The 26,174-nt window shown below is 71.4% G+C and carries 26 protein-coding genes; 12 read left to right on the top strand and 14 right to left on the bottom strand.

Annotation, left to right across the window (positions count from 1 at the left end):
- Nucleotides 1-21: 21 nt before the first annotated feature.
- Nucleotides 22-1,236 (bottom strand): ROK family protein, encoded by a 1,215-nt coding sequence (locus ACFWRT_RS30325; protein ID WP_380952244.1) that lies wholly within the window; start codon nucleotides 1,234-1,236, stop codon nucleotides 22-24.
- Nucleotides 1,237-1,453: 217 nt separating this feature from the next.
- Between ACFWRT_RS30325 and ACFWRT_RS30320 the strand changes: the two genes are divergently transcribed.
- The 3 genes from ACFWRT_RS30320 to ACFWRT_RS30310 all read left to right on the top strand — a co-directional run bounded on the left by ACFWRT_RS30320 (nucleotide 1,454) and on the right by ACFWRT_RS30310 (nucleotide 3,965).
- Nucleotides 1,454-2,590, top strand: a complete 1,137-nt coding sequence (locus tag ACFWRT_RS30320; RefSeq protein WP_380952243.1) for an MFS transporter — start codon at nucleotides 1,454-1,456, stop codon at nucleotides 2,588-2,590.
- 67 nt (nucleotides 2,591-2,657) lie between these two features.
- Complete coding sequence (locus ACFWRT_RS30315; RefSeq protein WP_380952242.1) at nucleotides 2,658-3,455, top strand: maleylpyruvate isomerase family mycothiol-dependent enzyme; 798 nt, start codon at nucleotides 2,658-2,660, stop codon at nucleotides 3,453-3,455.
- 183 nt (nucleotides 3,456-3,638) lie between these two features.
- The gene (locus tag ACFWRT_RS30310) at nucleotides 3,639-3,965 is read left to right on the top strand and encodes a DUF6332 family protein (protein ID WP_380952241.1); all 327 of its coding nucleotides are present in this window, start codon (nucleotides 3,639-3,641) and stop codon (nucleotides 3,963-3,965) included.
- 48 nt (nucleotides 3,966-4,013) lie between these two features.
- On the opposite strand, the gene ACFWRT_RS30305 is transcribed toward ACFWRT_RS30310, so the two are convergent.
- Nucleotides 4,014-4,733: a TetR/AcrR family transcriptional regulator gene (locus ACFWRT_RS30305; RefSeq protein ID WP_380952240.1), complete on the bottom strand. Its 720-nt coding sequence runs from the start codon at nucleotides 4,731-4,733 to the stop codon at nucleotides 4,014-4,016.
- A 198-nt stretch (nucleotides 4,734-4,931) separates the two neighbouring features.
- Between ACFWRT_RS30305 and ACFWRT_RS30300 the strand changes: the two genes are divergently transcribed.
- On the top strand, nucleotides 4,932-5,396 hold the full coding sequence (locus tag ACFWRT_RS30300) for a nitroreductase/quinone reductase family protein (protein ID WP_380952238.1): 465 nt from the start codon (nucleotides 4,932-4,934) through the stop codon (nucleotides 5,394-5,396).
- Here the strand turns inward: ACFWRT_RS30300 and ACFWRT_RS30295 are convergent.
- Together ACFWRT_RS30295 and ACFWRT_RS30290 are read right to left on the bottom strand one after the other, a co-directional pair.
- On the bottom strand, nucleotides 5,380-6,066 hold the full coding sequence (locus ACFWRT_RS30295) for an alpha/beta hydrolase (protein ID WP_380952316.1): 687 nt from the start codon (nucleotides 6,064-6,066) through the stop codon (nucleotides 5,380-5,382). The two genes, ACFWRT_RS30300 and ACFWRT_RS30295, sit on opposite strands and share 17 nt — an antisense overlap.
- A gap of 17 nt (nucleotides 6,067-6,083) precedes the next feature.
- Nucleotides 6,084-7,301 carry a geranylgeranyl reductase family protein gene (locus tag ACFWRT_RS30290; RefSeq protein WP_031126925.1) on the bottom strand — a complete coding sequence of 406 codons (1,218 nt, stop codon included), beginning with the start codon at nucleotides 7,299-7,301 and terminating at the stop codon, nucleotides 6,084-6,086.
- A 195-nt stretch (nucleotides 7,302-7,496) separates the two neighbouring features.
- Here ACFWRT_RS30290 and ACFWRT_RS30285 point away from each other — a divergent pair, with 195 nt between their 5' ends.
- Together ACFWRT_RS30285 and ACFWRT_RS30280 are read left to right on the top strand one after the other, a co-directional pair.
- Nucleotides 7,497-8,861 (top strand): dipeptidase, encoded by a 1,365-nt coding sequence (locus ACFWRT_RS30285; protein WP_380952237.1) that lies wholly within the window; start codon nucleotides 7,497-7,499, stop codon nucleotides 8,859-8,861.
- Between the two features lie 132 nt (nucleotides 8,862-8,993).
- Nucleotides 8,994-9,689, top strand: coding sequence for an MBL fold metallo-hydrolase (locus tag ACFWRT_RS30280; protein WP_380952236.1), 696 nt, complete (start codon nucleotides 8,994-8,996; stop codon nucleotides 9,687-9,689).
- A 133-nt stretch (nucleotides 9,690-9,822) separates the two neighbouring features.
- On the opposite strand, the gene ACFWRT_RS30275 is transcribed toward ACFWRT_RS30280, so the two are convergent.
- Both ACFWRT_RS30275 and ACFWRT_RS30270 read right to left on the bottom strand, forming a co-directional pair.
- Nucleotides 9,823-10,335, bottom strand: coding sequence for a hypothetical protein (locus ACFWRT_RS30275; RefSeq protein WP_380952235.1), 513 nt, complete (start codon nucleotides 10,333-10,335; stop codon nucleotides 9,823-9,825).
- Nucleotides 10,336-10,547: 212 nt separating this feature from the next.
- Nucleotides 10,548-11,270: a tetratricopeptide repeat protein gene (locus tag ACFWRT_RS30270; RefSeq protein WP_380952234.1), complete on the bottom strand. Its 723-nt coding sequence runs from the start codon at nucleotides 11,268-11,270 to the stop codon at nucleotides 10,548-10,550.
- A gap of 1,052 nt (nucleotides 11,271-12,322) precedes the next feature.
- On the opposite strand from ACFWRT_RS30270, the gene ACFWRT_RS30265 reads away from it, so the two are divergent.
- Complete coding sequence (locus tag ACFWRT_RS30265; RefSeq protein WP_380952233.1) at nucleotides 12,323-13,171, top strand: GNAT family N-acetyltransferase; 849 nt, start codon at nucleotides 12,323-12,325, stop codon at nucleotides 13,169-13,171.
- A gap of 467 nt (nucleotides 13,172-13,638) precedes the next feature.
- On the opposite strand, the gene ACFWRT_RS30260 is transcribed toward ACFWRT_RS30265, so the two are convergent.
- Nucleotides 13,639-14,556 carry an NADP-dependent oxidoreductase gene (locus tag ACFWRT_RS30260; protein WP_380952232.1) on the bottom strand — a complete coding sequence of 306 codons (918 nt, stop codon included), beginning with the start codon at nucleotides 14,554-14,556 and terminating at the stop codon, nucleotides 13,639-13,641.
- 70 nt (nucleotides 14,557-14,626) lie between these two features.
- Here ACFWRT_RS30260 and ACFWRT_RS30255 point away from each other — a divergent pair, with 70 nt between their 5' ends.
- Nucleotides 14,627-15,205 (top strand): TetR/AcrR family transcriptional regulator, encoded by a 579-nt coding sequence (locus ACFWRT_RS30255; RefSeq protein ID WP_380952231.1) that lies wholly within the window; start codon nucleotides 14,627-14,629, stop codon nucleotides 15,203-15,205.
- A gap of 318 nt (nucleotides 15,206-15,523) precedes the next feature.
- Here ACFWRT_RS30255 and ACFWRT_RS30250 read toward each other — a convergent pair whose 3' ends face one another.
- Complete coding sequence (locus ACFWRT_RS30250) at nucleotides 15,524-15,889, bottom strand: STAS domain-containing protein (protein WP_380952230.1); 366 nt, start codon at nucleotides 15,887-15,889, stop codon at nucleotides 15,524-15,526.
- A 141-nt stretch (nucleotides 15,890-16,030) separates the two neighbouring features.
- Here ACFWRT_RS30250 and ACFWRT_RS30245 point away from each other — a divergent pair, with 141 nt between their 5' ends.
- A complete protein-coding gene (locus tag ACFWRT_RS30245) occupies nucleotides 16,031-16,447 on the top strand; it encodes an ATP-binding protein (protein WP_380952229.1) in 417 nt (138 codons plus the stop codon).
- Between the two features lie 222 nt (nucleotides 16,448-16,669).
- On the opposite strand, the gene ACFWRT_RS30240 is transcribed toward ACFWRT_RS30245, so the two are convergent.
- Nucleotides 16,670-17,530 (bottom strand): SigB/SigF/SigG family RNA polymerase sigma factor, encoded by an 861-nt coding sequence (locus ACFWRT_RS30240; RefSeq protein ID WP_380952228.1) that lies wholly within the window; start codon nucleotides 17,528-17,530, stop codon nucleotides 16,670-16,672.
- Nucleotides 17,531-17,822: 292 nt separating this feature from the next.
- Between ACFWRT_RS30240 and ACFWRT_RS30235 the strand changes: the two genes are divergently transcribed.
- Both ACFWRT_RS30235 and ACFWRT_RS30230 read left to right on the top strand, forming a co-directional pair.
- Nucleotides 17,823-17,996: a CsbD family protein gene (locus ACFWRT_RS30235; RefSeq protein WP_380952226.1), complete on the top strand. Its 174-nt coding sequence runs from the start codon at nucleotides 17,823-17,825 to the stop codon at nucleotides 17,994-17,996.
- A 251-nt stretch (nucleotides 17,997-18,247) separates the two neighbouring features.
- A complete protein-coding gene (locus ACFWRT_RS30230; protein ID WP_380952225.1) occupies nucleotides 18,248-18,658 on the top strand; it encodes a VOC family protein in 411 nt (136 codons plus the stop codon).
- A gap of 519 nt (nucleotides 18,659-19,177) precedes the next feature.
- Here the strand turns inward: ACFWRT_RS30230 and ACFWRT_RS30225 are convergent.
- Together ACFWRT_RS30225 and ACFWRT_RS30220 are read right to left on the bottom strand one after the other, a co-directional pair.
- On the bottom strand, nucleotides 19,178-19,465 hold the full coding sequence (locus tag ACFWRT_RS30225; RefSeq protein ID WP_380952224.1) for a DUF5133 domain-containing protein: 288 nt from the start codon (nucleotides 19,463-19,465) through the stop codon (nucleotides 19,178-19,180).
- A gap of 309 nt (nucleotides 19,466-19,774) precedes the next feature.
- A complete protein-coding gene (locus ACFWRT_RS30220; protein ID WP_380952223.1) occupies nucleotides 19,775-21,148 on the bottom strand; it encodes an NAD-dependent succinate-semialdehyde dehydrogenase in 1,374 nt (457 codons plus the stop codon).
- A gap of 340 nt (nucleotides 21,149-21,488) precedes the next feature.
- Between ACFWRT_RS30220 and ACFWRT_RS30215 the strand changes: the two genes are divergently transcribed.
- Nucleotides 21,489-22,514 carry a TY-Chap domain-containing protein gene (locus ACFWRT_RS30215; RefSeq protein ID WP_380952222.1) on the top strand — a complete coding sequence of 342 codons (1,026 nt, stop codon included), beginning with the start codon at nucleotides 21,489-21,491 and terminating at the stop codon, nucleotides 22,512-22,514.
- Between the two features lie 341 nt (nucleotides 22,515-22,855).
- Here the strand turns inward: ACFWRT_RS30215 and ACFWRT_RS30210 are convergent, their stop codons facing one another.
- The 3 genes from ACFWRT_RS30210 to ACFWRT_RS30200 all read right to left on the bottom strand — a co-directional run bounded on the left by ACFWRT_RS30210 (nucleotide 22,856) and on the right by ACFWRT_RS30200 (nucleotide 25,904).
- On the bottom strand, nucleotides 22,856-23,893 hold the full coding sequence (locus tag ACFWRT_RS30210) for an NUDIX hydrolase (protein ID WP_380952315.1): 1,038 nt from the start codon (nucleotides 23,891-23,893) through the stop codon (nucleotides 22,856-22,858).
- A 2-nt stretch (nucleotides 23,894-23,895) separates the two neighbouring features.
- A complete protein-coding gene (locus ACFWRT_RS30205) occupies nucleotides 23,896-24,171 on the bottom strand; it encodes a hypothetical protein (RefSeq protein WP_380952221.1) in 276 nt (91 codons plus the stop codon).
- A gap of 410 nt (nucleotides 24,172-24,581) precedes the next feature.
- Nucleotides 24,582-25,904 (bottom strand): phytase, encoded by a 1,323-nt coding sequence (locus tag ACFWRT_RS30200; protein ID WP_380952220.1) that lies wholly within the window; start codon nucleotides 25,902-25,904, stop codon nucleotides 24,582-24,584.
- Nucleotides 25,905-26,174 lie beyond the last annotated feature (270 nt).

The raw sequence follows: 26,174 nt of genomic DNA, 5'->3' as shown, positions 1-26,174 counted from the left end.
TCGGCCGCAGCGGGCCGAAGCTCAGGCCAGGACGGCGAGCGGGTCGTCGAGCACGGGCTGCCAGGCCAGTTCGGCCGCGCCGACGAGGCTGTTGTGAGTCAGGGTGCAGGGCAGGATCGGCACGCTGCCGCTGCGGCCCCAGAGGCTGCGGTCGGCGACGACGGCCCGCAGCCGCTCCGGGTCCGCCTCCAGCAGGTCGCGGTGGAGCCCGCCGAGGATGATCCGGTCCGGGTTGAGGATGTTGACGAGCCCGGCGAGGCCCAGACCCAGGCGGTCGATCAGCGCCTCGGCGGCGTTGCGTACGTCCGCGTCCTCGTACTCCGTGCGCAGCAGGTCCCCGGCCTGCTTGAGGAGCGACTCCTCCGGGCCCGGGTCGCGGCGCGCGGTGGTGAGGAAGGCGAGCGGGTCGGTCTCCACGTCGAGACAGCCCCGGCCGCCGCAGTGGCAGGGCCGCCCCTCGGGGTTCACGGTGAGGTGGCCCACCTCCAGCGCCAGCCCTGAACTCCCGCTGTGCAGGCGGCCGTCGAGCACCAGGGCCCCGCCGACGCCCCGGTGGCCGGTGGCGACGCAGAGGAGGTGCTGGGCGCCGCGTCCGGCACCGTGCCGGTGCTCGGCCAGCGCGGTGAGGTTGACGTCGTTGCCGGTGAAGGCGGGGCCGGTGATGCCCGCGTCATGGACGCAGGCGGCGAAGATGTCGCGGACCGGCGAGCCCGCGGGCCAGGCGAGGTGCAGCGGGTTGAGCGCGGTGCCTTCGGGTTCGGCGACCGCCGACGGCACGGCGAGCCCGGCGCCGACACAGCGCAGTCCGCTCGCGGCCAGCAGTTGCGCCCCCGCGGCCACGACCTCGCCGAGCACCTGTGCGGGGTCGGCCATCACCGCGACGCAGCCCGGCGATGTGGCGACGATCCGGCCGCCGAGCCCGACGAGTGCGGCCCGGAAGCCGTCGGCGTGGACCTGGGCGGCGAGGACGACGGGGCCGGCCTCCAGGACGGAGAGCCGGTGGGAGGGGCGACCCTGCGAACCAGCCGCGGAACCGGGGCTGGAGTCGACCCGGATCAGTCCGAGCGCCTCCAGCTCCGCGGCGACCGCCCCGGCGGTGGCCCGGGTGACCCCGAGCTCGGAGGTGAGGACGGCGCGCGTGGGGGCGCGCCCGGTGTGGACCAGTTCCAGTGCGGGCCCGAGCGCGCTGCGGCCCCTCTCCAACTTCGTCCGGGTGGTGGTCGCCTTGCCGTTCATGAGGGCGAGTCTCCCATGATCCGGAGGTGTTCCGGACGCCGAGGGAGCCCGCCAGGACGGGGAGAAGCCGCCTCCGTCAACCATGTTGCGTCCGCCCTCCGCCCACCCCTATGCTGAGTTTGTGCCGCAACTAAACAAACTGCGGACGGCCCTACCGGGGGGACCTGGCGGCGACACCGCCCCACCCTCGTCGGCCCGCCTCCGTACCGCCCTGACCGTGTTCTTCGCCCTCGACGGCTTCCTCTTCGCCGGCTGGGTGGTCCGTATCCCGGCCATCAAGCAGCAGACCGGCGCCTCCGCCTCCACCCTCGGCCTCGCCCTGCTCGGCGTCTCCGCCGGCGCCGTGATCACCATGATGCTCACCGGCCGCCTCTGCCGCCGCTACGGCAGCCACGCCGTGACCGTGGCCTGCGGGGTACTGCTCCCCCTGAGCATCGCCCTGCCCGCGCAGACCCACTCGGCGCTCTCGCTCGGCCTCGTCCTGCTGGTCTTCGGAGCGGCGTACGGCGGGATGAACGTGGCGATGAACAGCGCCGCCGTCGACCTGGTCGCCGAACTCCGCCGCCCGGTGATGCCGAGCTTCCACGCGGCGTTCAGCCTCGGCGGCATGGTGGGTGCCGGACTCGGCGGGCTGGTGGCGGGGGGCCTCTCCGCCTCGACGCACCTGTTCCTGCTGGCCGGCATCGGCCTGCTCGTCACCGCGTTCGCGGGGCCCGCGCTGCTGCGCCACCGTCCGGCCCGTACGGCACCCGAAGCGCACACGTCGCAGCGGCAGCCCCAACGGCAGCCCCAGCGGAAACTCGATCCGCGGGCCCGCCGGATCGTCGTGCTCTTCGGCGTGATCGCCCTGTGCACGGCGTACGGGGAAGGCGCGCTCGCCGACTGGGGCGCGCTCCACCTGGAGCAGGACCTGGACGCCCATCCGGGTCTCGCCGCCGCCGGATACGCGCTGTTCGCCCTGACGATGACCATCGGCAGGCTCACCGGCACCCTGCTCCTGGAGCGGCTCGGCCAGACCCGCACCCTGGTCCTCGGCGGTGCGGTCGCCGCGGCCGGAATGCTGCTCGGCGCACTGGCGCCGACCGTCTGGCTGGCGCTGGCCGGGTTCGCGGTCACCGGCCTGGGGCTTGCCAACATCTTCCCCGTAGCCGTGGGCCGGGCCGGTGAACTGGCCGGACCGAGCGGGGTGGCCGCCGCCTCGACGCTCGGCTACGGCGGCATGCTGCTGGGCCCGCCCGCGATCGGCTTCCTGGCCGACTGGTTCTCGCTGCCGCTGGCGCTGACGACCGTGGCTCTGCTCGCCGCGGCGGCGGCCGCCCTGGGGTACGGGGCCCGCAACGCGACCCACGCCTGAGCGGGCCGGTCCACCCGGCCCGTCCACGCGCCCCCGGGCCGCCCCCACCCCCTGGCACAATCCCGCCATGGAGATCACCGAGCACATCGCGTCCCTGTCCGAGGAAGGGCGGCTCCTCGCGGCGGCCGCCGAGCAGGCGGGCCCCGGGGCCTCGGTCCCCACCTGCCCCGGCTGGCAGATACGCCACCTGCTGCGCCACACCGGCATGGTGCACCGCTGGGCGGCCGAGCTCGTCGCCGAAGGGCACACCACGCCCCAGCCCGACGGCGGAGAACCGGACCTCGACGGCGAGGAACTCCTCGACTGGTTCCGGTCGGGCCACCGCCACCTGGTCCGGTCGCTGGAGGCCGCCCCCGCCGACCTGAACTGCTGGACCTTCATGCCCGCCCCCTCCCCGCTCGCGTTCTGGTCCCGCCGCCAGTTGCACGAGACGACCGTGCACCGGGTGGACGCGGAGTCGGCGCTCGGCGGACCGCTGACGACGGTGGACGCCGACCGGGCGGCCGACGGCATCGACGAACTCCTCACCGGTTTCCACGCCCGCCCCAAGAGCCGGGTGCGCTCCTCCGCCCCGCGCACGCTGCGGGTGCGGGCGGTGGACACGGACGCGGTGTGGACCGTACGGATCTCGGACGAGCCGCCGCAGACCGTGCGTACGCAGGCGGGGTCGGCGGCCGAGGGCGGCGCGGCCGGCGGACCCGCTCCGGACGGCGACGGCGACGACCGCGTGGACTGCGAACTGAGCGGGACGGCGGAGGGCCTCTACCTCACGCTCTGGAACCGCCTGCCGCTCGCCGCCGTGACGCTGCGCGGCGACCGCTCGGTGGCCAGGCTCTGGACGGACAACTCCGCGGTCACCTGGTGAACTCGGTCGGCGGACGCGGAGCCTGTGGTCCGGCGGCCGACGCGGGGGCCGGGCGCCGGGGCCGGGGACAGGCGCGGGGGCCGGGCGCGGGGGCCAGGCGCGAGGACCCGGGGACAGGCGCCGGGGCCAGGCGCCGGGGCCGCAGGCTTGCCCGGAGCGCGGCGGGCCTGTGACACTGCGGCCATGGGGGCACGGCGGACGCAGGCGGAGCGGGACGCGATCACGGTCGAGATCAGCTACGCGCTGGTCAGTTCCACCGTACTGGCCGGCCTGACCTTCGCGGCGGCCTCCGCCCCCGCCCTCCTTCTCTTCGATCTCGGCCGCACAGCGCGGACGGTGGTGCTCGGCCTCGCCACCGCGGCCGCCGTGCTGGCCTTCGCCGCGCGGGTCGTCCATGTCCTGTGGCGCTTTCCGCGGCGGGAGGGCCGCCGCCTGGGCGGCCCGGCCCCGGACCGGCCGGACCGCTCCGGCCCCGCCGACTCCGCCGACTCCGCCGACTCCGCAACGTAGACAACGTGGACGACGTGGACAACGCAGCCGGGGCGGACGTCCCGTGACTCAGCCGGCGGCCGGGCTCCCGCGCAGACCGACCGAGCGGGCGAGCTCCCCGGCCGCCTGCCGGAAGAGCTGCTCACGCGCCTCGACCATCCGGTTGAACTGGCCGAACACCTCGAACGAGATCAGGCCGAAGAGCTGGGCCCAGGCGGCTACGAGAGCCGGGGCGACGGCGGGCGGCAGGTCCGGGATGACGTCGGCGGCGATCCGCTCGGCCTCGGCCCGCAAGTCCGCCGCGAGCGGCGGCACCGCGAGCCCGTCGTCCCGGAACGCGTCGCGGATGAGGCCGATGAGGACCATGGCGACCCGGGAGGCGGGGCCCACCGTGTCCATGGGGGCGCTGTAGCCGGGGACGGGTGAGCCGTAGATCAGGGCGTACTCGTGGGGGTGGGCGAGCGCCCACTCCCGTACGGCACCGGCCACGATGACCCAGCGGTCGGCGTACGGGGCGGGGCGCGGGCGGGCCCGGTCGGCGGTGGCGCGGGCGTTCTCCGCGGCCTCACCGATGGCGTCGTACGCGTCGACGATCAGCGCGGTGAGGAGGTCGTCGCGGCTGGGGAAGTAGCGGTAGAGCGCCGAGGAGGCCATGCCCAGCTCGCGGGCGACGGCGCGCAGCGAGAGCTTGGCCGCGCCCTCAGCCGCCAGGTGTTTCCTGGCCTCGTCCTTGATGGCGGCGGTCACTTCGATGCGGGCGCGCTCCCTGGCCCCTCGGATGGTGCTCATGGCCGTCAGTCTGCCACGCGTTCAGAGCACCGAACAACAACGAGAGCAGTGCTCTTGCTTTTGAGCGCCGACCTCCTACACACTGATCTCAAGCGAGAGCACTGCTCTCCTATTGGAGGTACTGCTCTCTCCATGGGACCACCGCTCTCCCACCACCACCGGGATCATCCCGCCACGCCCACGCCCTTGGGGGTCACCATGTCGCAGCAGCATCCGCAGCCGTACTACCTCCGGGCCGGCGCAACCACCACCCGCCTCAACAGCCTCATCGGCCGGCTCGCCCGGCACGGCATCAGCCTCATGGGCTCCGCCGAGATGTCGGTCCGTGGACGCACGAGCGGCCGGATGCAGCGCATCCCCGTCAACCCGCACTCCTACGAGGGCGCCCAGTACCTCGTCTCGGCCCGGGGCCACTCCCAGTGGGTGCGGAACATGCGCGTCGCGGGCGGCGGTGAGCTGCGGGTGGGACGCAGAACCCGGGTCTTCACCGCCGTGGAGATCGCCGACGACGCGCAGAAGGCCCAGATCCTCCGCGCCTATCTGAAGCGGTGGGGCTGGGAGGTCGACCAGTACTTCCAGGGCGTCACCGCGAAGTCCACGGACGCCGAACTCCTCGCCGCCTCCCCGGACCACCCGGTCTTCCGCATCACGTTCGAGCGCTGACCGTGCCGAACAGCTCCGCCACCAGGTCCACCACGAGCGCGGGCCGGGACACGAACGGCGAATGCCCCGTCGCCCACTCCCGTACACCGGTGCAGCGGGCGGCGAGCGTCCGTTGCAGGGCGGGGTCGAGCGCCCGGTCCCCGGCGCAGACGACATAGGTCGAGGGGACCAGCTTCCAGCCGTGGTGCTCGGGGACCCCCCGCCCGCACCCCGGGGCCTGCGGCCGCAACAGGCCGACCGCGCGGGCGGCGAGAGGCCCGGGGCAGTCACCGTAAAGCAGGTCGGCCGCCCGGCCGGGATCCAGACGGGTCGCACCGTCGGCCCCCTCCCCCGGCACGACCGCGTCACGCAGTTGCGGAGACGCCCCGCCGAGCGCGGCCGCGCTCTCGCCCACGTCCGGTACGAAGGCCGCGAGGTAGACCAGGTGGCGCGCTCCCCGTACGCCGGTGATCACCGACCCGCCGTAGGAGTGGCCGAGCAGGAGCGGAGGCCCCTCCAGCGCGTCGACGGCGGCCTGGACCGCTGCCGTGTCGGCGGCCAGGGAGCCCCGGTGGAGCTCGGGGACGACCACCTCGACCCCCTCCGCCCGCAGGCCGTCCGCGACCGGGGCGAAGTGCTCGGGCCGGTGGTAGAGGCCATGGACGAGCACGGCCGCGGCCCGGCCGCCTATGCCCCTCGCCTCGCCGCTCAGCGGTCCATCGCGCTCAACGCCCGCTGCGCCAGCGGGTGCGTACGGACCAGCTCGGCGAGCGACGTCGTGCCCCGGGTGATTCCCGCGAACGCCTTCCAGGCCGGCCGGAAGCCGGTCAGCACCGCGTGCAGCACCCCCGGGCGGCGCTCGAACAGCTTCAGCATGCGGCGGCCGACGCCCATCTCCACGCCGAGACCGGCCTTGATGGCGAAGGCGTAGTTGAGGGCCTGGCGGCGGGCGTCCACCGCGTCGTGCGCCTCGGCGATCCTGACGGCCCATTCACCCGCGAGCCGGCCGGAGCGCAGGGCGAAGGAGATGCCCTCCCGGGTCCACGGCTCCAGCAGGCCCGCCGCGTCGCCGCAGACCACGACCCGGCCGCGCGAGAGCGGCGAGTCGTCGCTGCGGCACCGGGTCAGATGGCCGGAGGAGACGGACGGCTCGAACCCGGCGAGGCCGAGGCGGGCGATGAAGTCCTCCAGATACCGCTTGGTGCCCGCACCGTCGCCGCGCGCCGAGATCACCCCGACCGTCAGCGTGTCGCCCTTGGGGAAGACCCAGCCGTAACTCCCGGGCATCGGGCCCCAGTCGATGAGCACCCGGCCCGCCCAGTCCTCCGCCACCGTCGCCGGAACGGGGATCTCCGCCTCCAGGCCGAGGTCCACCTGGTCGAGCTTCACCCCGACATGTGCTCCTATCCGCCCCGCGCTGCCGTCCGCCCCGACGACCGCCCGCGCCAGCACCGTCTCACCGCCGGCCAGCACCACGGCGACCGTACGCCGGTCGGGGACGGCGGGCCCGTGCTGCTCCACCCGCACCACCGAGACGCCCGTGCGCAGTTCGGCACCGGCCTTCTGCGCCTCCTCCACCAGCCCGGCGTCGAACTCCGGGCGGTTGATGAGCCCGAAGAGCATGCGCCGGGATCTGCGCGTACGGGAGAACTTCCCGTCGAGGGAGAAGGTGACCGCGTGGATACGGTCCTTCAGGGGCAGTTCGAACCCCGGCGGCAGCGAATCCCGGGAGAACCCGATGATGCCGCCGCCGCAGGTCTTGTAGCGCGGCAGTTCCGCCTTCTCCAGCAGCAGGACCCTTCGGCCCGCCACGGCTGCCGCGTACGCCGCCGATGCGCCGGCCGGTCCGGCGCCGACGACGACGACGTCCCACACCGCCGACGACTCTTCGTTTTCCCGCCCGGCGTCTGCGTTCTCGCTGCTCACGATGTGCTTCTGCTCCCGATCCGACCAGTGGCCCCAAGCTGCTCACGGCATCCTACGGCGCGCGGTGGCCGAGCCCCCCTGTGGGAGGATCGGCCATGATCTGTTCCTGCGCGCGGCACCGCACCCACGGTGTCGCCGACGGGCGCGTACACCTCGTGCCCTACCCATAACGTCGCACCCACGAGGAGCGTGCCCATGACCGCCCGCCCGATTTCCGAGACCGTCGCCTCGCTGATGCCCCGTGCGCGGGCGGAGCTCGCCGAGCTGGTGGCGTTCCAGTCGGTCGCGGACCCCGCGGTCTTCCCGAAGAGCGAGTGCGAGGCGGCGGCGAACTGGGTCGCGGACGCCCTGCGCGCCGAGGACTTCACGGACGTCGCCCTGCTCGACACCCCCGACGGCACCCAGTCGGTCTACGGTTTCCTGCCCGGCCCGGCCGGAGCTCCGACCGTGCTGCTCTACGCCCACTACGACGTGCAGCCGCCGCTGGACGAGTCGGCGTGGCTCTCCCCGCCGTTCGAGCTGACCGAGCGCGACGGCCGCTGGTACGGCCGGGGTACGGCGGACTGCAAGGGCGGGTTCATCATGCACCTGCTCGCGCTGCGCGCCCTCAAGGCGAACGGCGGCGTCCCGGTCTCGGTGAAGGTGATCGCCGAGGGCTCCGAGGAGCAGGGCACCGGCGGTCTGGAGCGGTACGCGGAGGCGCACCCGGAGCTGCTGGCCGCCGACACGATCGTCATCGGTGACACGGGGAACTTCCGGGTCGGGCTGCCGACGGTCACGGCGACGCTGCGCGGGATGACGATGCTGCGGGTGCGGCTCGACACCCTCGAAGGGAACCTGCACTCGGGACAGTTCGGCGGCGCCGCCCCCGACGCGCTGGCCGCGATGATCCAACTGCTGGCCTCGCTGCGCGCCGAGGACGGGACGACGACGGTCGATGGTCTGACCGGTGGCGCGGACTGGGACGGACTGCAGTACCCGGAGGCGGAGTTCCGGCAGGACGCCAAGGTGCTGGACGGTGTCGAGCTGATCGGTACGGGCACGGTCGCCGACCGGATCTGGGCGCGCCCCGCCGTCACCGTCATCGGCATCGACTGCCCACCGGTGGTCGGCGCGACCCCGTCCGTGCAGGCGAGCGCCCGGGCCCAGATCAGCCTGCGGGTGCCGCCCGGCCACGACGCCGCCGAGGCGACGAAGCTGCTCACCGCCCACCTGGAGTCGCGGGCTCCCTGGGGCGCGCGGGTCGCGGTGGAACAGGTCGGCCAGGGCCAGCCCTTCCGCGCCGACATGACCAGCCCGGCGTACACGGCGATGGCGGCCGCGATGCGGGACGCCTACCCGGGCCAGGAGATGCAGTCCTCCGGCATGGGCGGCTCGATCCCGCTCTGCAACACGCTGGCGGGCCTGTACCCGGAGGCGGAGATCCTGCTCATCGGCCTGAGCGAGCCCGAGGCACAGATCCACGCGGTGAACGAGAGCGTGTCGCCCGAGGAGCTGGAGCGGATGTCGGTCACCGAGGCGCTGTTCCTGCGCAACTACGCGGAGTCGAAGAAGGCCTGACCCTCGCGAACGCCCCTGGCGGCGGCCTCTCGCGGCCGCCGCCGGCCTGCGCACCGGCCACTACGCCCTCGGCGAAGTCGCCGGAAGCGTAGTTCCGTACGGCGGGTGCCGGCGTCTGCGTACGTTCGCGGCATGGATCTCATCGAGGTACTCCCCCGCCGCCTCCACCTGTTCCGCTTCCGGATCGGCCAGGCCTGTCTCTGGCGCGACGGGGCGGACCTGACACTGATCGACGCCGGGGACATCGAGGCGGCGGCCGCGATCGAGGACGCGGTACGGGGCCTCGGCCTCGATCCCGGCCGGATCGGCCGCATCGTCCTCACCCACGGCCACCGCGACCACTACGGCGCCGCCCAGGAACTGGCGGACCGCCACGGCGCCGAGATCCTCGCCCACGCGCTGGACGCGCCGGTGATCCGGGGCGAGCTCCCCGTACCGGAACCGGACCTGCTCGACTGGGAACGGCCGCTGTACGAGCACGGGCTGACGGTCCCCGAGGCGCCGCCCACCCGGGTCGACCGCGAGGTGGCCGACGGGGAGGTGCTGCCGTTCGGCGGCGGCGCCCGGGTGGTCCATGCCCCGGGCCACACGCCGGGCTCCATCGCGCTCCATCTGCCGCGTCACGGGGTCCTGTTCACCGGGGACTGTGTGGCGCGCGTCGAGGAGGTGATGCTCGGCGTGTTCAACGTGGACCGGGCGCGGGCGCGGGAGACGTTCCGGCGGCTGGCCGCGCTGGAGGCCCGTACGGTCTGCTTCGGGCACGGCGACCCGCTCACCGAGGACGCGGCACAGGCCATGCGGGCGGCGGCGGGCGTCCCGGTGGCCTAGAGGGTCTTCGCGATGAACGCCGCCCACGGCATAGGTGTCTGCTCCTCAGCGAAAGTGCGGTATCGCGGGCCGGCTCCGGATTCATGCCGGAGGAGGGGCGCGATCGGTCCGCAACGGGAAAGGGGGCCACACCTCAGAAGATCGCTACCCCGATGGCGACGATGATTCCGACTAGCAGGGCCAGTAATCCGACGGCGAGGAGCCCGAAGCAGACGCAGAGAAAGTAAAGCGCCGGGTCCCCGGCCGCTCCCCGTGCGTAGGAGATCAGCCAACTCGTGAGGGCGAGAACCGGTACCATCGGGATTCCGGTGAGCGCGATCATGTGCATCACCGACGTTGCCGAAAGCTCCCAGGCCCGGCCGTGCGCTGTGCGGACCTCCACCTCGGTGCCGGGTCGGTACTCCTCGGCGGCCGAGTCGAGCACGATGCCGCGCGAGGGTTCGCTCGCCGCGTGCGGGGTGAACCAGCCTGTGCAGTCGGTGCCAAGGGAGTTGCCCTCAACGTCGGTCGTCTCGAAACACCGGGAGATCGCGACCACCCCGTCGACAGGGCCGAAGCCGAGCACTGCCGCCGGCGGCGGTCCGGGCAGCAGCGATACCAACCACCCACCGCCCACGAGAGACACGGCCGCTGCCAACACGGCCACCCAGCGTTCCCACCGCGGTACTCCAGCATCCATGACACCCCTCCCGTCCCTGCTGTACCCAGCTCAGGGCGGGGTCACCCTCGGAGCAGAGCACAACCGGACGGTGAGTGCCGTGGTCCACCACCCTCGGCGGCGCTGTACCGCGATGCAGGCGACCGGCTTCGATGAGGGGTCGGCGCCGAGTCGGATGACGTCGGCTTGCGCGGCAGGAATCAACGGCCGTAGCGCTGACGTCGTAGGAGGACGAGGTTCCTCGCAGCGTCTTCATCGCCTGCTGCCGCGCCTTGCTCGTACCAGTGCTCGGCGGAGTCGAGGTCACCCTGTTCGCGTAGGACGTTGCCGAGGTTGAGCATGGCGTCGACGTGCTGTGCCTGTGCCGCTGTGCGGTACCAGCTCTTCGCCATTTCCACGTCGCCGCGCTCGGTGGAGAGGAGGCCGAGGGCGAAGGCCCCCTCGCGGTTGCCGGCCTCCGCGCTGGCCCGACTCCATCGTTCGTGCTCGGCCGGGTCACCTCGTTGGGCTGCCAGGTAGCCCAGGTTGTACATGGCTGATGCGTCACCTCCGTCGGCGGCGCGCCGCAGGAGATCGTGGCCGGTCTGGTCGCCCTGCTCGATCAGGAGCATGCCGTAGTCGTTGGCGGCACCGGGTACGCCGGCCTCCACCGCTCGGCGGTAGCAGGACGCGGCCAGCTCCCCGTCACCGCGTGACAGGTGGAGGTGGGCGAGGCGTAGGGCTGCCAGATCCTCATCGGCCTTCAGCGCCTTGGTCCACCAGGAGAGCGCCCTCGGCACGTCTCGCTTGAGCGCGGCGAGGTCCCCGAGGTCGAGCATGGCCTGGGCTTCTCCGTCGGCCGCCGCCGCGCGCAGAACGGGTTCGGGACGCTCAGGCATCGCGAACGGCGGGTCGATCGGCGGCACACCCGTGAGCTGACGCACCTGCCGCCTCATCAACCACTGGCGGCCGGCCCATAACGCGAGCACCAGACACATCAGCGTATAGAACGGCCATCCCTGCACGCTGCGGCCCTCCCTGTCACCGGCGCCCTGCTGTAGGCGCCCTGCGGATGCTCACATCCATTCCCTGCGACAAGAGCAAAGAACCGGAAAGGAGGGGGCAGTGTCAGAGACGCGAAGATCACGCGATGTGGGCGGTTTGTTTACCGACCGATGCAAGGCGCCTCACCCTGACCGCATGGCGGAGACAATTCCTGGCCTGGGCGGGATCATCGAGGCAAGGCCGCGCAGCGTGTCGTAGCAGAAGGCCGGCTCATGGACTGGCACGGATACCTGGCGCTGTGGTGTGCCGCCTTCGGGATGGCCGCGTTGGTCGGGTGCGGACGGATCCTCGCAGGGGTGAGCCGGGCGCAACGGACAGTGCGGGCGAGGGGACGGTCGAGAGGGTGAAGGAGCCGTGGCACGAGGGCTCTCCCGACGGTGGCACAGCTGTGGTCGTCTCTTTCCGGGATGCCTCTACCGGTGGGGAATTCACCTTGCCCAACGACGGTGAGCACGGTGACGGAATCAGCATGGCCCGGCCGGGTCGGCAGATCGGAGTCCACTACCCCGTCCGGCAGACCACCAGCATTCCGTCTGACCGACGACCCGACAGAAAGCGAACATGCGCTCGACTGGCCGGCCTTGGCGCTCCTCCTCGTCGACGCCGCGGTGGTCGCCGCCGCGGGGATCGAATGGGGCTGGTCGTGGGTGATGCCTCGCGCCTGCGGACCGTGGGCCCTCTCCGGGCTTCACCACCTGCCCAGCAACATGCGTGAGAGGAACCGCAATCTTGCCCTGCTCGCCTCCATGCCCGCCGCACCCGGCCGCGTCATCGCCGTGCTCAAGCGCGCCGGCACCGGCGGTGACGCCCCCCTCAGAGCAATCAGGACGACCAAGCGGGAGTTCTCTTTGCGAGTGGCTATGAATGCCCGGGCCGGGGTGGCGGATATCCGCCCCTCCCGGGGGCCGGTCGAGACGCTAGCCTCGCCTCCATGCCTCCTGTCCTGCGGCGCACCCTGTCCCCCATCGAGGCTCCTCGGGTTCTGCGTACCCTGAGCGTGTGGACACCGGCCGACGCTCCGGCCGGGAGCCTGCACCCCGGGGACGTGGGCTGGCTGCTGCGCCACGCGGACGCGACGGTCCATCTCTGGGTCGACGCGCGAGGCGTCGGACGGACCGACCCCCGGATCGACACCCGGCATGACTCGGCCGCGCCCGTCGCGGTGGGTATCCTCCACGGGCGCGTGCTGCGCGTGACCGCAGCACCCGATGCCGATCGCGGGGCGGTCGCGGCGGACGCCGAGGAACTGCTCGTCCCGGGCATCGACCGGAGCGACGGCCTGCCCATCCCAGGCTGGCAGCCTGACCAGAAGGACCGCTGGCTCGTCCTGTCCTGGACCCCGAAGCCGGTGACGACTCGCGCGCAGCCGGTCGGTGACCCTGACGCGGCCGATCGGGTGCTGATCCACCGGTCGGCCTTCACCGGGTCGAAGTTCGCCCTGAAGCACTGGGAGACGATGCGGTCGTCCCCGGCGGGCCACTTGATCGTGGAGGCCCTGGTCCGCACCCCGGACGGGGACCCCGCATCCGCCGCCACGGGCTGGTTCGGCGGCGCGGGCCGATGCGGCCTGCTGAAACCGGTCGGCACCCACCCGGACCACCGCGGCCACGGCTACGGCCGCGACGCCGTCCTGGGCGCCTGCGCGGCCCTCGCCGACCGGGGCGCGAGCGCGGTGGCCGTCCTCACGCCGGCGAGCAACGAGGCGGCCGTGGCCCTCTACCGATCGGCCGGATTCACCGTCGTCCGCGAGAACCACAGATGGAAGCGCCCTCGGCCCTAGGTCCCACCGGGCGGCGTGAGCTTCTGACAGGCCCTCTCGCGCCACTCGACCCGGCCGCCGGGACGGATTTCTCCAGTCGGCCGCAACCGCACGGAACCGGCCAGGGCGAGGGCGACAGCAAGCCGGTACCAGGCCCCCAGGGGACCTCAGGGGCAGGGCGAGCAGTCCCGGTGAGCCTCGGCGACGTAGTGCTCTTCGGCACGTGGCTCACCGACCCGGCCGCTCACCGTAAGTCACGTCCTGGCTATATCTATGGTGAGCCCCTGCCACAGGCGTACCCGGCCGGCCCGAGGGCAGCGCAATGGAGCTGTCCGGTGCCGACCCACGCCCACGTCGCCCCGCACCAGGCTCACCGGGCCGCCAAGTTGGTCCCTGGCGCGCTCCGCGTGGCGCGGGGCCTTCGTCCTGCGAGTGGGTGTGGGCGCGGCGTATCTTCTTGAAGGGGTCCCGTTCCGCAGGCAGCCGCCTTACCCGGCACGTCGGTTCCAGGGCCGGACGACGATGACGCGTCGCCCCCGGGTGTGTCCCGCCTGGCTGTCGATGTGTGCGGACGCCGCGTCGGCCAGGGAGTACGCCTTCTCGACCGGGATGTGCAGCGCGCCGCGCGCGATGAGCGACGCCGCCTCCGCCAGCGCGTCCGGCACGCTCCCTGCCGTGCCGGAGAACCGGACGCCGAGAGCGGGCGCGGTCAGGTCGGCGATGGACACGACCCTCCCGGGGTCTCCGGTCAGTTCGACCAGCTCGCGGATGACGCCAGAACCCGCCAGGTCAAGTGCGGCGTCCACCCGTCCGAACTCCCGCACCCGCTCGACCCAACCCTCGCCGTACGTCGTGGCGCGGGCGCCCAGGTCGCGCAGGTAGTCCTGGTTGGCGGCGCCGGCCGTGCCGATCACGGCTATGCCCCTTTCCCGGGCGAGCTGGAGCACAGCCGAACCGACGCCTCCGGAGGCGCCGCTCACCAGCAGGGTCTGGCCTGCCCGTACGCTCACCTCGCCCAGGACGCGCACGGCGGTCTCCACCACGGACGGATAGCCCGCGGCTTCCTCGAAGGTCAAGCCGTCAGGCATCAGGGCCCAGGCCGAGAGCACGGCGAACTCGGCGTAGGTATCGCTTCCTTCGCCGAACACCCGGTCGCCCGCCTGAACGCCTGTGACGCCCGCACCGACCTCGTCCACCACTCCGGCCGCGTCCAGGCCCACCCCCGAGGGAAGCGTGAGCGGGTGGGCGCCGAGGACTTGTCCTTCACGCAGGCGCCAGTCCACCGGGTTCACGCCGGCGGCGTGCACGGCGACGCGGATCTGGCCGGGATCCGCGTGCGGCTCCCGAGCGTCGATGAGGCGCAGGACGTCGGGGCCGCCGAACGCGGCATAGCTCACTTTCTTCATGCGGTCGAACTTAACACTAACCGTTAGCTTTTCACATCTGTTACACATTCGGACCTGATAGCTTCAAGCCATGAACGAGCAGACCGGACGTCGCGAACGGAAGAGGGCCGCCACCCGGCGAAAGATCGCCGACAGCGCGCTCAGGCTCTTCTTGGAGCGCGGGTACGGCGAGGTAGGCATCCGAGAGGTGGCGGCCGAGGCCGACGTGGCCGTCACCACGCTCTTCTCCCACTTCCCCTCCAAGGAGGCGCTCGTCTTCGAGCAGGACAGCGGATTCGAGCGCGGCCTGGTCCAAGCGATCACCGATCGCGAGCCGGACGAGCCGCTGGTACCGGCCCTGCGCCGGCAGATCCGGCACATGGTGCGGCATTGCGCGGCTCCCGAAGCGGCTCCGGTCCAGCATCTGATCAACACCACACCGGCCCTACGCCAGTACGAGGAGTCGATGCGGCTGCGCCACGCGGAGTCACTGGCGGCCACCATCGCGGCCGATCTCCGGGTGCCTGTCACCCCGATCGCGTGCCGGACCCTCGCCCGCTTCGCCATCGACGCCTACACACTGGCCCGGGAATCGGAGGATCCGGAGGCGGCGGTGGACGAGGTGTTCCGGATGATCGAGGCGGCATGGGCATCGGTGCACCCGGCTTGAATGCGGGGCGCCTGGTGCCATCGTCGACCAGGACAACAGGCCCTCGTACGAGCGACCCGAGCAGCCCCAGCGGGAGCGGACCGCCGCGAAGGCCGGCACCAGCACACCGGAGAGACCGACGATTTTATAAACCCAGCGTCTCCGGCCTGCGGAGGCATGGAGGTTCAGTCGGCCGCCAGAGCGCGGACGCGTGAACAGCTCGGGCTCAGAAGGCCCCCACGTCCCACGCCGACAGGGACGGCCGGTTGCGTTCGCCCCGGTGTGACGGTTCTGCCGGGGGAACCCCGCTCACGACGGCCTGACGCCTGCGCCGGCTCTTCACGGAGTGGGCTTGCTGAGGTCGAGAGCGTCCTCGCGTGTCGGCGTGCGGGTGAATGCCTGGGCGAGTCCGGTCACGGTGAAGAGGCGGTCGACCGGTTCGTGGAAGGGACCGGCCAGAGCGAAGATGCGCTCAAGGCGCTGATGGAGGCGAAGACCGGCGATGAGCCAGTTCAACAGGGTGCTGTCGCCGAAGGCGACGGCAGCAAGGTCCACCACGACGGCTCGGGTCTGTCGGCGGGCCGCCTCCTCCCACACCGGGTCGAGGTCGTTGCGGTCGGAGAAGTCGAACGACCCGGACAGGACGATCACGAGAGCGTGCTCATGGGCGACGATCTCGATGGATCCGCCGGACTCGGTCAGCATGATCACCTGCTTCCCGTTCCTGTCTCATGGATGCCTGCCGGTGAGTCCGGCCGCGTACGTGGACGCGAAGGGGGTATCCGAATCGTTGCATCCGGATTGACCGGTCTGGTGCCGTGCAGCTGAAGAAGATGAGGTACCGCCGTGGACCACTCGCCTTCCGTTACGGACTTCTCCGCCGCCGGCGACGTCAGCTCGTCGGGCGAGATGACCACCTGCGCCGGCGCCCGCGCGGTGGTCACCGCTCTTCTGCGCCCCCTGAAGCACATCTCAGGGCACGCCGAGACCGACGCGCACCTCGCCGTCTCGGAGCTGATCAGCAACGCGCTTCTCCACGGAGGCGGCCTGACCGGCTTCAAGGCGGACCTCAATCCGGACGCGACCCGTTTGCGTCTGCAGGTCGAGGACACCAGTCCTGAACCGCCACGCAGCTGCCCCGTTCCGGATCCCACGACTCCTGGCGGGCGGGGATGGGCGATCGTGAAGCGCATCGCGACAACGTGCTCGGTCGCCGTCCTCCCAGGCGCGGGGAAACGCATCACGGTCACCATCGCCATCTGACAGGTCAGCGGCCGGCGGACAGGCCGAGGGAACGGCGGGGCCACGGCCGAACGCGGGCGACCAGTCGCTCCAGGACGCCGCCGATCAAGCCCCGGCCGCATTGCCCGCTCGCCTCGGTCCCCCTGCCCGACCACCAGCCCGCTCCCACCAGCGTCCGCGCGAGCGCGAGAAGGACGGGTGCCCGAAAGCGTCTCGGCCGGGGGCTTCGCCGGCCCAGGCGTCTCACTTCTCGGCGAGCATGCCGACACGGAGCTTGGTGAGGATGCGGTTGAGGATGCGGGAGATGTGCATCTGGGAGACGCCGAGGTGCCGGCCGATCTCGGCTTGGGTCATCTCCTGTCCGAAACGCAGGGAGATGATGGTGCGTTCGCGGTCGTCCAGGGTCGCCAGCAGCGGGGCAAGGGCGTGGAGGTTCTCGACCAGCTCCATGCCCGGGTCGAGGTCGCCGGTGATGTCGGCGTAGTTCGGGCTGGAGCTCGGGGAGTCCTGGTCCGCGTCGATGGGCATGTCGAGGGATCCGGCGGTGTAACCATTGGCCGCGACGAGGCCCTCGATGACCTCCTCCTCGCTCATGCCCAGGTGGGCCGCGAGCTCGGCGACAGTAGGGTCGCGGTCCAGCGAGCCGGCGAGTTCCTCCATGGACTTGGCCAGGGTGATACGCAGTTCCTGCAGGCGGCGAGGTACGTGGACGGACCAGGTCGTGTCGCGGAAGAACCGCTTGATCTCGCCCACGATGTACGGGATCGCGAACGAGGTGAACTCCACCTCACGGGAGAGTTCGAAGCGGTCGATGGCCTTGATCAGGCCGATGGTGCCGACCTGGATGACGTCGTCGAGCTGGCCGTCACCGCTGCTTCGGTACCTCTTCGCCGCGTAGTGCACCAGGGACTGGTTGATCTCGATCAGCGTGTTGCGGGCGTACTGGTACTCCTCGGTGCCTTCCTCCAGGGCCTGCAACCGGTCGAAGAACAGCTTCGACAGCTCACGTGCGTCGCGCGGTGCGACCTTCTGCGGTTCGGTGATGCGGGGCAGGACGCCAGCGGTCCTGGCAGCCACAGATCCTGCCTGAGTCGGTACGAGCATGACGGTCCTCCCCGATCACGATTCACCACGTCGAGCCACGGGTGCGAGGAGCGTATGCCCCAAGGACGGCGGCCAAACATCAGGGCGACCGGCAACTGTCGTCAACGTCCGGCCCCGTCGGCCTCAGGCCGGTCCCCGTACGCGTGCGACCGGTAAGCAGCGCCGGAGCCGACCAGCCCCGACGCGCCGAGGCGCTCTCCCGTCAGAGTCGGGTTCCTGCGGGTTTGGGACGGCGAGAATCGGTCAGGCGGTTGGGGACCGCGACGTCGAGGACAGCAAAGGTGTGAGTGACATGGCTGCTGATGAGAAGACTCAGGCCAAGACCGAGCAGGCCAAGGGCAAGGTCAAGGAAGCCGTCGGCCGTACCGTCGGCAACGAGCGGCTCACCGCCGAAGGCCGGACCGACCAGGCCAAGGGTGACGCGCGTCAGGCCAAGGAGAAGGTCAAGGACGCCCTCACCGACTGAATCCGGACCGGATGCGTGTGGCCCGCAAGATGCCTTGCGGGCCACACGCGTATCGGAGCCGGTCCCAGTCAGGATGCCCGGAATGCGGGTTCTCGCCGTCAGCTACCGGCCGGCCCGAAGGCCGTCGTGGTTTCGAGCATCTTTGAGATCGTGGTCGCCCAAGCCGCTTCCCCCGGATCACCTCGCCGACCGGATGAAGACGGTGCGGGAAGGCGAGGTCCAGATGAGTGAGGTTGTGCCAAGATCGCGGGATGCTGCGACTCACCGACTTCATTATCGACTGTCCGGACACGATAAAGCTGGCGGCCTTCTACTCCGAGGTGACGGGCCGCCCCATCAAGGAAGACAGCTCGGCGGACTGGGCAGGCATCCCGTTCGGCGAGGTCGAGCTGGCATTCATCCGGGTGGAGAACTACCGCGCACCGCAATGGCCCGAGACCGAGCATCCCAAGCAATTCCACCTCGACTTCGAAGTGGATGACATCGAGTCCGAGCAGAGCCGCGTTGTCGCCCTCGGCGCGACGCTGAAGCAGGACTTCATCGGCCCTGACGGCTACGGCTGGCGAATCTTCACGGACCCGGTCGGACACCCCTTCTGCCTGTGCCGGAACAAGGGTGTCGTCTGGGGCGACCATGGGCCGGTCTGGCCCGAGCGTGGCTAGGCCGGGCTGACTCCGGGAGGCGGCTCGCCAACTCACCCGATCGCGTGAGCGCCGACGCGGACGGCGGGGGCAGAAGGAGATCGCTGGAAGCGCGGCGACGACCCCGGCTGGTCCTGCTCGTCGTCAGTCGGTGGCCACGCTCGGGCGGAGATGCGGGAGTTCCTGAGGGCGGCGCGGTTCGTCGGCATCACCCCGAGAGAGCGTGAGCCGCGCCGCTTGGTGGCTCCCCCACCGGCCCGGCGCGCGCTCTCGCATCACCTGTGCATACAGCGCGCCACAACCCGCGATACCGGCGAACGCGCCCGACGGGCAGTTCGGCCCCGGAGCGCGTGCCCTACCGGGGCGGGGGGTCGGCAGGGCTTCGATGGGTTGGTCGCTCCGGGGCCAGGCCTTGCTGATACCCGCTCGGGAGCGAATGAGGCGTCCGGCAGGGCAGAAGCAGGGTTGGTCTTCCATCACGCCAACTGGTCTGGACCAATCACGGAGGGAGGGTGCCGCACCGTCTCGGTTCTCTGCGGATCAGGAAGCGGAGGGCTGCGGAACGTCGGCGGGCCGGACCGGCCGGTCCGTACGCTCTGTCCGTCCGTGCCGCTCCACCGTGGCCGGCGTCCGGGGCGATGGGACCCGCAAGATCGCCTCCGCGGCCATCAGCGCGTCCTGGATGGTCCGGGTGCCGGTGGTGATGCACAGGGTGTACGACACATCCTCCAGGCTCCGGCTCAGTTCCGCCACGGAGTCCTGGGAGTGCTCCAACTGCAGTTCGTTGTAGCGGGCCAGCAAAGAGCGCACCGTTTCGGGCCGGGGCATCAGCATGTGTCACCATCCGTCGCATCAGTGAAGTCCTACACCTTGTGCCCCTCCTCTTCCTCATCACCCTGCTGATCATGGTGGTACTTCATTGGAGGCGTGCTTCGGGCCGGCTGGTTCACCTTGGCGGACTCACGCCCCGCCGCCTGATGGATCCCGCACATGACGCTCGTCCGGGGCCGGGGCGCGGTTCGGCACCGGCCCCGACGGCCGGTTGCCGTGCTGCCCGGTAAAGCCACCGGGCCGGGGACGCCGTGAATCGGCGCCCCCTGAGCGCCGAGGCCGGACGACGGAACGCCGTACCGGGCGTCAGCGCACCAGCCGGACCAGCTTGTGGTTGGCGAACTCCTCCATGCCGAACCGGCCCAGCTCCCGGCCGAAACCGGACCGCTTGACCCCTCCGAACGGCAGTTCCGCCTCGGTGCCGGACGGGGCGCCGACGAACACCATGCCGGTCTCCAGGCGCTGGGCCACCCGCTCGGCCTGGGCGTCGTCGTCGGTCTGGATCGAGGCACTGAGCCCGTACGGTGAGTTGTTGGCGAAGTCGACGGCCTCCTCCTCGGAGCCGACCCTGAACAGCAGGGCCACCGGCCCGAACAGCTCCTCCTTGTAGGCCCGCATCTCAGGGGTGATGCCCGCGAGCACGGTGGGCTCGTACCAGGCGCCGGGGCGGTCGATGCGCTTGCCGCCGGCCAGCACCGTGGCCCCCTTGGAGATCGCGTCCTGGACCTGCTCGTCCAGGGTCTCGACCGCCTTCTCCGACGAGAGAGGCCCCATGAAGGTGTTCGGGTCGGTGGGGTCACCAACGGTGATCCCCTGGACCGCGTCGGTGAAGGCGGTCGAGAAGCCGTCGTAGTGCTCGTCCAAGGCGATGATGCGCTTGGCGGCGTTGCAGGCCTGGCCCGCGTTGCCCATCCGGCCGATCAGCGCGTTCTTCACCACCTGCTCCATGTTCGACGCGCCGAGGATCAGATACGGGTCGGAGCCGCCCAGCTCCAGCACGACCTTCTTCAGGTTGCGGCCCGCGATCTCCGCGACGGCCGCACCCGCCCGCTCGGAGCCCGTCAGCGAGACCCCGTGGATCCGGTCGTCGCCGATCAGGGTCTCGATCTGCTCGTTGGTGGCGAAGATGTTGACGTACGCCCCCTTGGGGAGGCCCGCGTCCAGGAACAGCCGCTCCATCGCCAGCGCCGACTCCGGGCACTGCGGGGCGTGCTTGAGCAGGACCGCGTTGCCCAGCATCAGGTTGGGCGCGGCGAACCGGGCCACCTGGTAGTACGGGAAGTTCCACGGCATGATCCCCAGCAGGGTGCCGACCGCCTCCTTCCGGATGACGGCCCGGCCGCCGGAGGCGACGTCCAACTCCTCCGTCTCCAGGAAGCCCTCGCCCCGGTCGGCGTAGTAGCGGTAGATGGACACGACGGTGCGGAGCTCCCCGAGGGCCTGCTTGACCGGCTTGCCCATCTCGCGGGTGATGATGGCGGCGAGCTGGTCCCTACGCTCCTCATAGAGGTCCGCGACCCGCCGCAGAACCTCGGCCCGCTCCGCCGCCGGCCGGGCGGACCAGGCGCGCTGCGCGTCGTCCGCCAGGGCGAGCGCATCGCGCAGCTCGCCGTCGGTGGCGGTGGGGTACTCCTGTTCCGTCTCACCGGTGGCAGGGTTGACGACTCGGTACGTACTCATGACTTCCTTCCGTGGGGGCCCCGGACGAGGTCCGTGCGAGACAGCAGCGACCGCAGGACAACCGGGCGGACATTCAGGTACCCATCCGACAGATGCGCACACCTCGACCTCCCACCGCGCTCGCCGTTCCGCCCGCGCGCACGGATCCGCCGCATCACGAGGACATGCCATCGGAGAGCGGCGCCCCCGGCCGGACGGAGGGCAGTCGGTACGTGATCACCAGGGGGCGGCGCCGGCGGGCGACCGGTCCGGCCGCTCCCAGAAACGCGGCCGCCTCCCTGCGCTCACAGCTGGTGGCCGGTATCAGCCTCTGTCGTACCGGACCGCTACTGTCCGGCGCATGGAGAACATGATCCCTCGCGGCAACTGGCTCGACGACGAACTCTTCCGTACGTTCGTGAGAGAGGTCACCCCGGTCCGCTTCGGCTCCTGGAGCCTGACCGACGTCCAGCGCGCAACCTCCGCGCTGGGGTGGGAACTTCGGGAGCCGAGGGAGGTCGCGGGCCAGGTATGGCACAGGTTCGCTCCCCGGAAGGGGCCTTCGGCGGGATACGGCACCCTCATCGCCGATGTCTCGCAGCCCGATCAGGTACGCAAGCTGAACGTCAGAGTCATCGACCTGCCCCCCGAGGACCTGGCCTCAGCCGTCGGCTTCGTCCGTTCCGCATGGTGGGTCATGGAGGAGGAGCTTGGCCCGCCCGCCCTGTGGGGAGGCGACGCGGGGCCGTGGATGCTCTGGCGACGGCCCGGCGCCGGCATCCTCGTGCACTCGCACGACGGCGGCGAGGTGAGCTTCGAGCTCCTGCCTGCCGCGGCGGACAGCGACGCCGCCGGGAGGGGCTGCTCCCGGGGCCGCTGGCGTGCCGCCGAGCCCGCCGACCTGCCGCCCGTCCCTGCCGTCGGTTCACCGAACATGCCCGGCACCACGTGGGAACAGGTCGAGAAGCGGCTGTCCGAAACCCTTCGGTCCCTCGCCTACGACACCCCGTTCTTCCCTGGCCGTTTCATCCTGCGCCTGGGATCCGCCCGCGATCCCCGGCACTTCGTCCAGTGCTGGAGCCAGGACCTGAGCCTCGCCGTCGAAGCCACCGGCCACCTGCACCGGCCGGACGCGGCCGACCCCGCCCGCATGGCGGAGAACGGCTGGGAGTTCTCCCGATCGATCTGGCAACGCCGATTCCCCGAGGCCAGGGACAAGCCCGCGCACGCCGCCACCGCGGCCCGCATGCTGGTCGAGGAGCTGCGGCAACTGGACGTCGACCTGGCCGACCTCTCCTACGACGGCACCATGAGCGGTCGCGGCCGCGGCCTCCATCTCGACCTGCCGGATCTGGGGATTCCGCGCGTCCACCACCCCGCCATCTGAACTCTCGTTCCGGCAGGTCCCACCAGGCCGCCCCCGTGGACAGTCTCCGCAGGATCCCGCCGAGGACCTGCTGCCGGTCCCGAACCCGACGACCCGTCCGAGCCGGAGCCAGCAGCGGCCCGATCATCACATAAGCGCGGTCAGTCACTTCATGACGGCGCACCGCGAACGGACCAACCGACACCGCGGCGCCCCCAAGGGCGTGTCCGGCGGCCCAGGACACGGCGCCACGGCCTCGATCACCCTGCCGGAGCCGGCGACCGGCCGGGCTTCGTACAGTGCGTTGCGCTCCGGCCGAAGAGCCGGTCCGTCAGGGCGTCCCCTCCGGCTGAGGCCGCCCGTCAGCCCACCGGGATGCCCGCCTCCAGGTTGAGCACCGTGGACCGCTCCCGCGCCCGCAGGGCCCAGCGCAGCCGCTCGTAGCGGGTGGGGGGCAGCATCTCCGCCGCCTCCTGCTCGGTGACGAAGCGCCAGCCGCGCAGCTCGGAGCCGGGGAGCAGCAGCCGGCCGGCGTCCTCGGACCGCAGCAGCCCCCCGTCGAAGAGGAAGCGCAGTCCGCCGTAGCCGGGCGGGGCGGGCGGCTCCCAGTCGACGAGGAGGAGCGTGGGGAGCCGGTCGAGGCGGAGCCCTATCTCCTCGGCCACCTCCCGTATCCCGGCCTGCGCCGGGGCCTCGCCCTCCTCCACGACCCCGCCGGGGAACTCCCAGCCGGGTTTGTAGGTGGGGTCGACGAGGAGCACCCGGTCCTGTTCGTCGAAGAGCAGGACGCCTGCGGCGACGGTCGCGGCGGTCGGCTCGGGGCTCTGGACGATCTCGCACGCCCCGGCGGCACCGCTGCGGACGGCATCCGCGATCCGTTCGGCGGTCTCGCGCGGGGTGAGGGCGCTGTTGTCGATCACATGGGCGTCCGCGGTGATCCAGCCGAGGGCATCCTGGTAGGGGCCGATGTGGTCGTACGCCCACCGGTTGACCCGCTCGCTCTGCTCACGGTCGCCGGGGTACTCCACCCGGCCCGCTATCCGGCTACGCAGGATCGTTTCCTCAGGTGAGAGCAGCACATGCCGGACCGGGATGCGCCGCGAGGCGAGCCCGCCGAACATCTCGTCCCGGTACTCCTGTCTCAGCAGGGTCATCGGCACCACCAGCACCCCGGGCGCCTCGGCCAGCAGCGCGGCCGCCGTATCCACCACGAGCCGCCGCCAGATCCTCAGGTCCTGGAAGTCGCCCACCTCGGCCAGCTTCTTCTGGGGCAGCAGTCCGCGCAGCCCCGCTCCGGTGAGCTCCGGATCGTACAAGGTGCTGTTCGGGATCAGATCGATCAGTTCGCCCGCGACGCTGGTCTTGCCCGCGCCGAACGCACCGTTGATCCAGACGACAATCACTAGTACTCCAGGGTGGGAAGGCCGCTGACCAGCGGCGGAGTGGATTTCGCGTGATCGTCTGGGAGACGGATGAGAAAAGGCGGCGTCCACAGCCCGGCTCCCACCGCTTCCTTCTCCCACACCTCCTGGAGATACCCAACGATCCGCTCCTCCATTGGTATCGTCACCTCGCTGTACGTACCCTCCACACCGGGCAGCTCATGCCGGCTGGTGACCGCATGGACGGTGGCAACGGTGATCTTGCCGGTCTGCCGGTCGATGCGGCGGCGCTTCATCCGGACCTCCTGGCAGGCGCCGGGGAAGATCACGTTACGGACCGGTGGCGACCGTGATGCGGCGGATCTCGGAGCGGTCGTGGCCGCTGCCCCCGATGTGATCACGTCCGAGTTCGACCACGACGACCGGCTCCGACCCCGCGTCGAGGGCTGCTCGCGGCCCGTACGGCCGAAGACCGTAGCAGTACGAGCCTGGTCCTGGCGGGGTCGGCACTCCGGCCCGTCCGTGTCGCACGGTTGCAGGTCGCGCCTGCAGGCCCAGCGCCTGAGTCCTGGCGCTGGGCCTGGCCTGGCCTGGCCGCCGTGACGCGGGCACACAGCCGATCCGGACGACCTCCTAGCGCGAGGTAGAGGTCGTCTTCGTGAGGAGCGTGGTGGCGGCTTCCGGGGGAGCCCGGATCACGGCGCCGTCAGTCGCGCAGGGCGTTCATGACCGTGCCGAGGTCGACGAACTTGAAGTTGGTCGCGGGACGGTCGCCCTCGCCCGGTGCGTCGTGGCCGTCCTGCACGACGAGCAGACCGTTCGGATACCGGGAGCCGAGGGGCGCGTTGAGCGCAGCCGCGCCGTCGCACTCCTCGGAGCCGTCGAGCCTGCTGTTCGCGGGCGCGACACGGAACCCGCCCTCGTACGCGTTGCCGTCCTTCACCTGCCGCTCGTAAGCGGCGAAGGTGTTGTCTCCCTGGCTGGAGGCGAGCAGGTATCCGCCGCCGTGGGACTCGGTGACCAGCGTCAGGCCCTCGACGTCCGCGGAGAGCTCGGACCCGCCGTAGCCGGGGTCGTCTCCCGGCGTGCACTCCTCGGTCTCCTCGTCGTAGAGCCCCGGGACTTCGTACTCGCGGACCTTGTCGATCAGTTTCGGCCGGCCGCCGGTCAGGTCGGCGCGCAGGCGCCAGATCCCGACGTTCTCCTGACCGGCGTAGAGGGTGCCGTTGGCAGGGTCGACGACCATGCCTTCGACCTGCGGGAGTTCGCCGGGCTCGCCGCAGGGAGACCACGATGTGCCGTTCGGCAGCCGGAACGCGGAGGGAAGGTCCAGGGTCCGCACCGTCTGGTACGTGATCTTTCCCCCCTTCGTCGGACGCAGTTCCAGCAGCGCGATGCTGGTTCGTTCGCGACGGCTGACCAGGGCGAAGGACGTGCCGGACGAGGGATCCGTCCAGGTCGCGAGACCGTATGCGGTCCGCTGGTCGTTGATCTCATCCTGGTTCTTCGAGAACACGGGCGGCGCGGCGGGATCGGTCACGTCGGTCAGCGGGCCACCGACGCGGTCACGGTCGATGCGGTAGAAGCGCAGCCGGTCGTGGCCCCGGTCGCTGACGACGGCCAGATCCGTCCGGACCGAGGACAGCCTCAGGCCGTGTACGAGATCCACGTTGTTGAAGCGGCCGGGGGCATCGTCGGGTCCGGCGGCCGGTGGCGCGGACAGGGACTGGAGTGTCCGGGCCTTCAGGTCGTAGACGCGCAGCCCGCCCTCCTTGGCGGTCCCGATGACGAGGCTGCGGCCGGGTGCGGCGGTGTTCCGCCAGATGGCGGGGTCATCCGCGTCGGCGTTGCCGCCCGCTTCGTCGTCGTGCAGCACCTGCGTCTCCGCGCGAGGCGTGATAGCCGGCAGGTCGATGACGGCATGGGCGTGGGGGTGGGCGTGGGGGTGGGCAGGCGCTGCGAGAGTCGCAGTCGCGAGGGCCGACGTCGCGGTCAGCGCAAGCGCCCGGACGATGGTGGAGCGGGTCACGCGAGTCTCCTCTTCGAGCGGCTGTCAGATCCTGGGTGAGCGTGGTCCGCGGAGGTGTCCGCTCGGCAGCCACCGGGCGGCCGACAGCACCGAGTTCACGTGCACGGGCGATGAACAGCGTCGGCACGGCGCGGACAGGTGCGGACAGGTACGGAGGACTCCTGACGGGACACGGAGGGGGTCTTGACAGGTCCAGACCAATCGCGCTTGGGTGGTGGCCCGTCCCGTCGGCCTGCCGGGGTACCGGTGCGCCGCGCCGAAGGAGTGAGC

Source organism: Streptomyces cyaneofuscatus (genome assembly GCF_042718795.1).
Lineage (GTDB): Bacteria > Actinomycetota > Actinomycetes > Streptomycetales > Streptomycetaceae > Streptomyces > Streptomyces cyaneofuscatus_A.
This window is presented reverse-complemented; position numbering and strand designations above follow the sequence as displayed.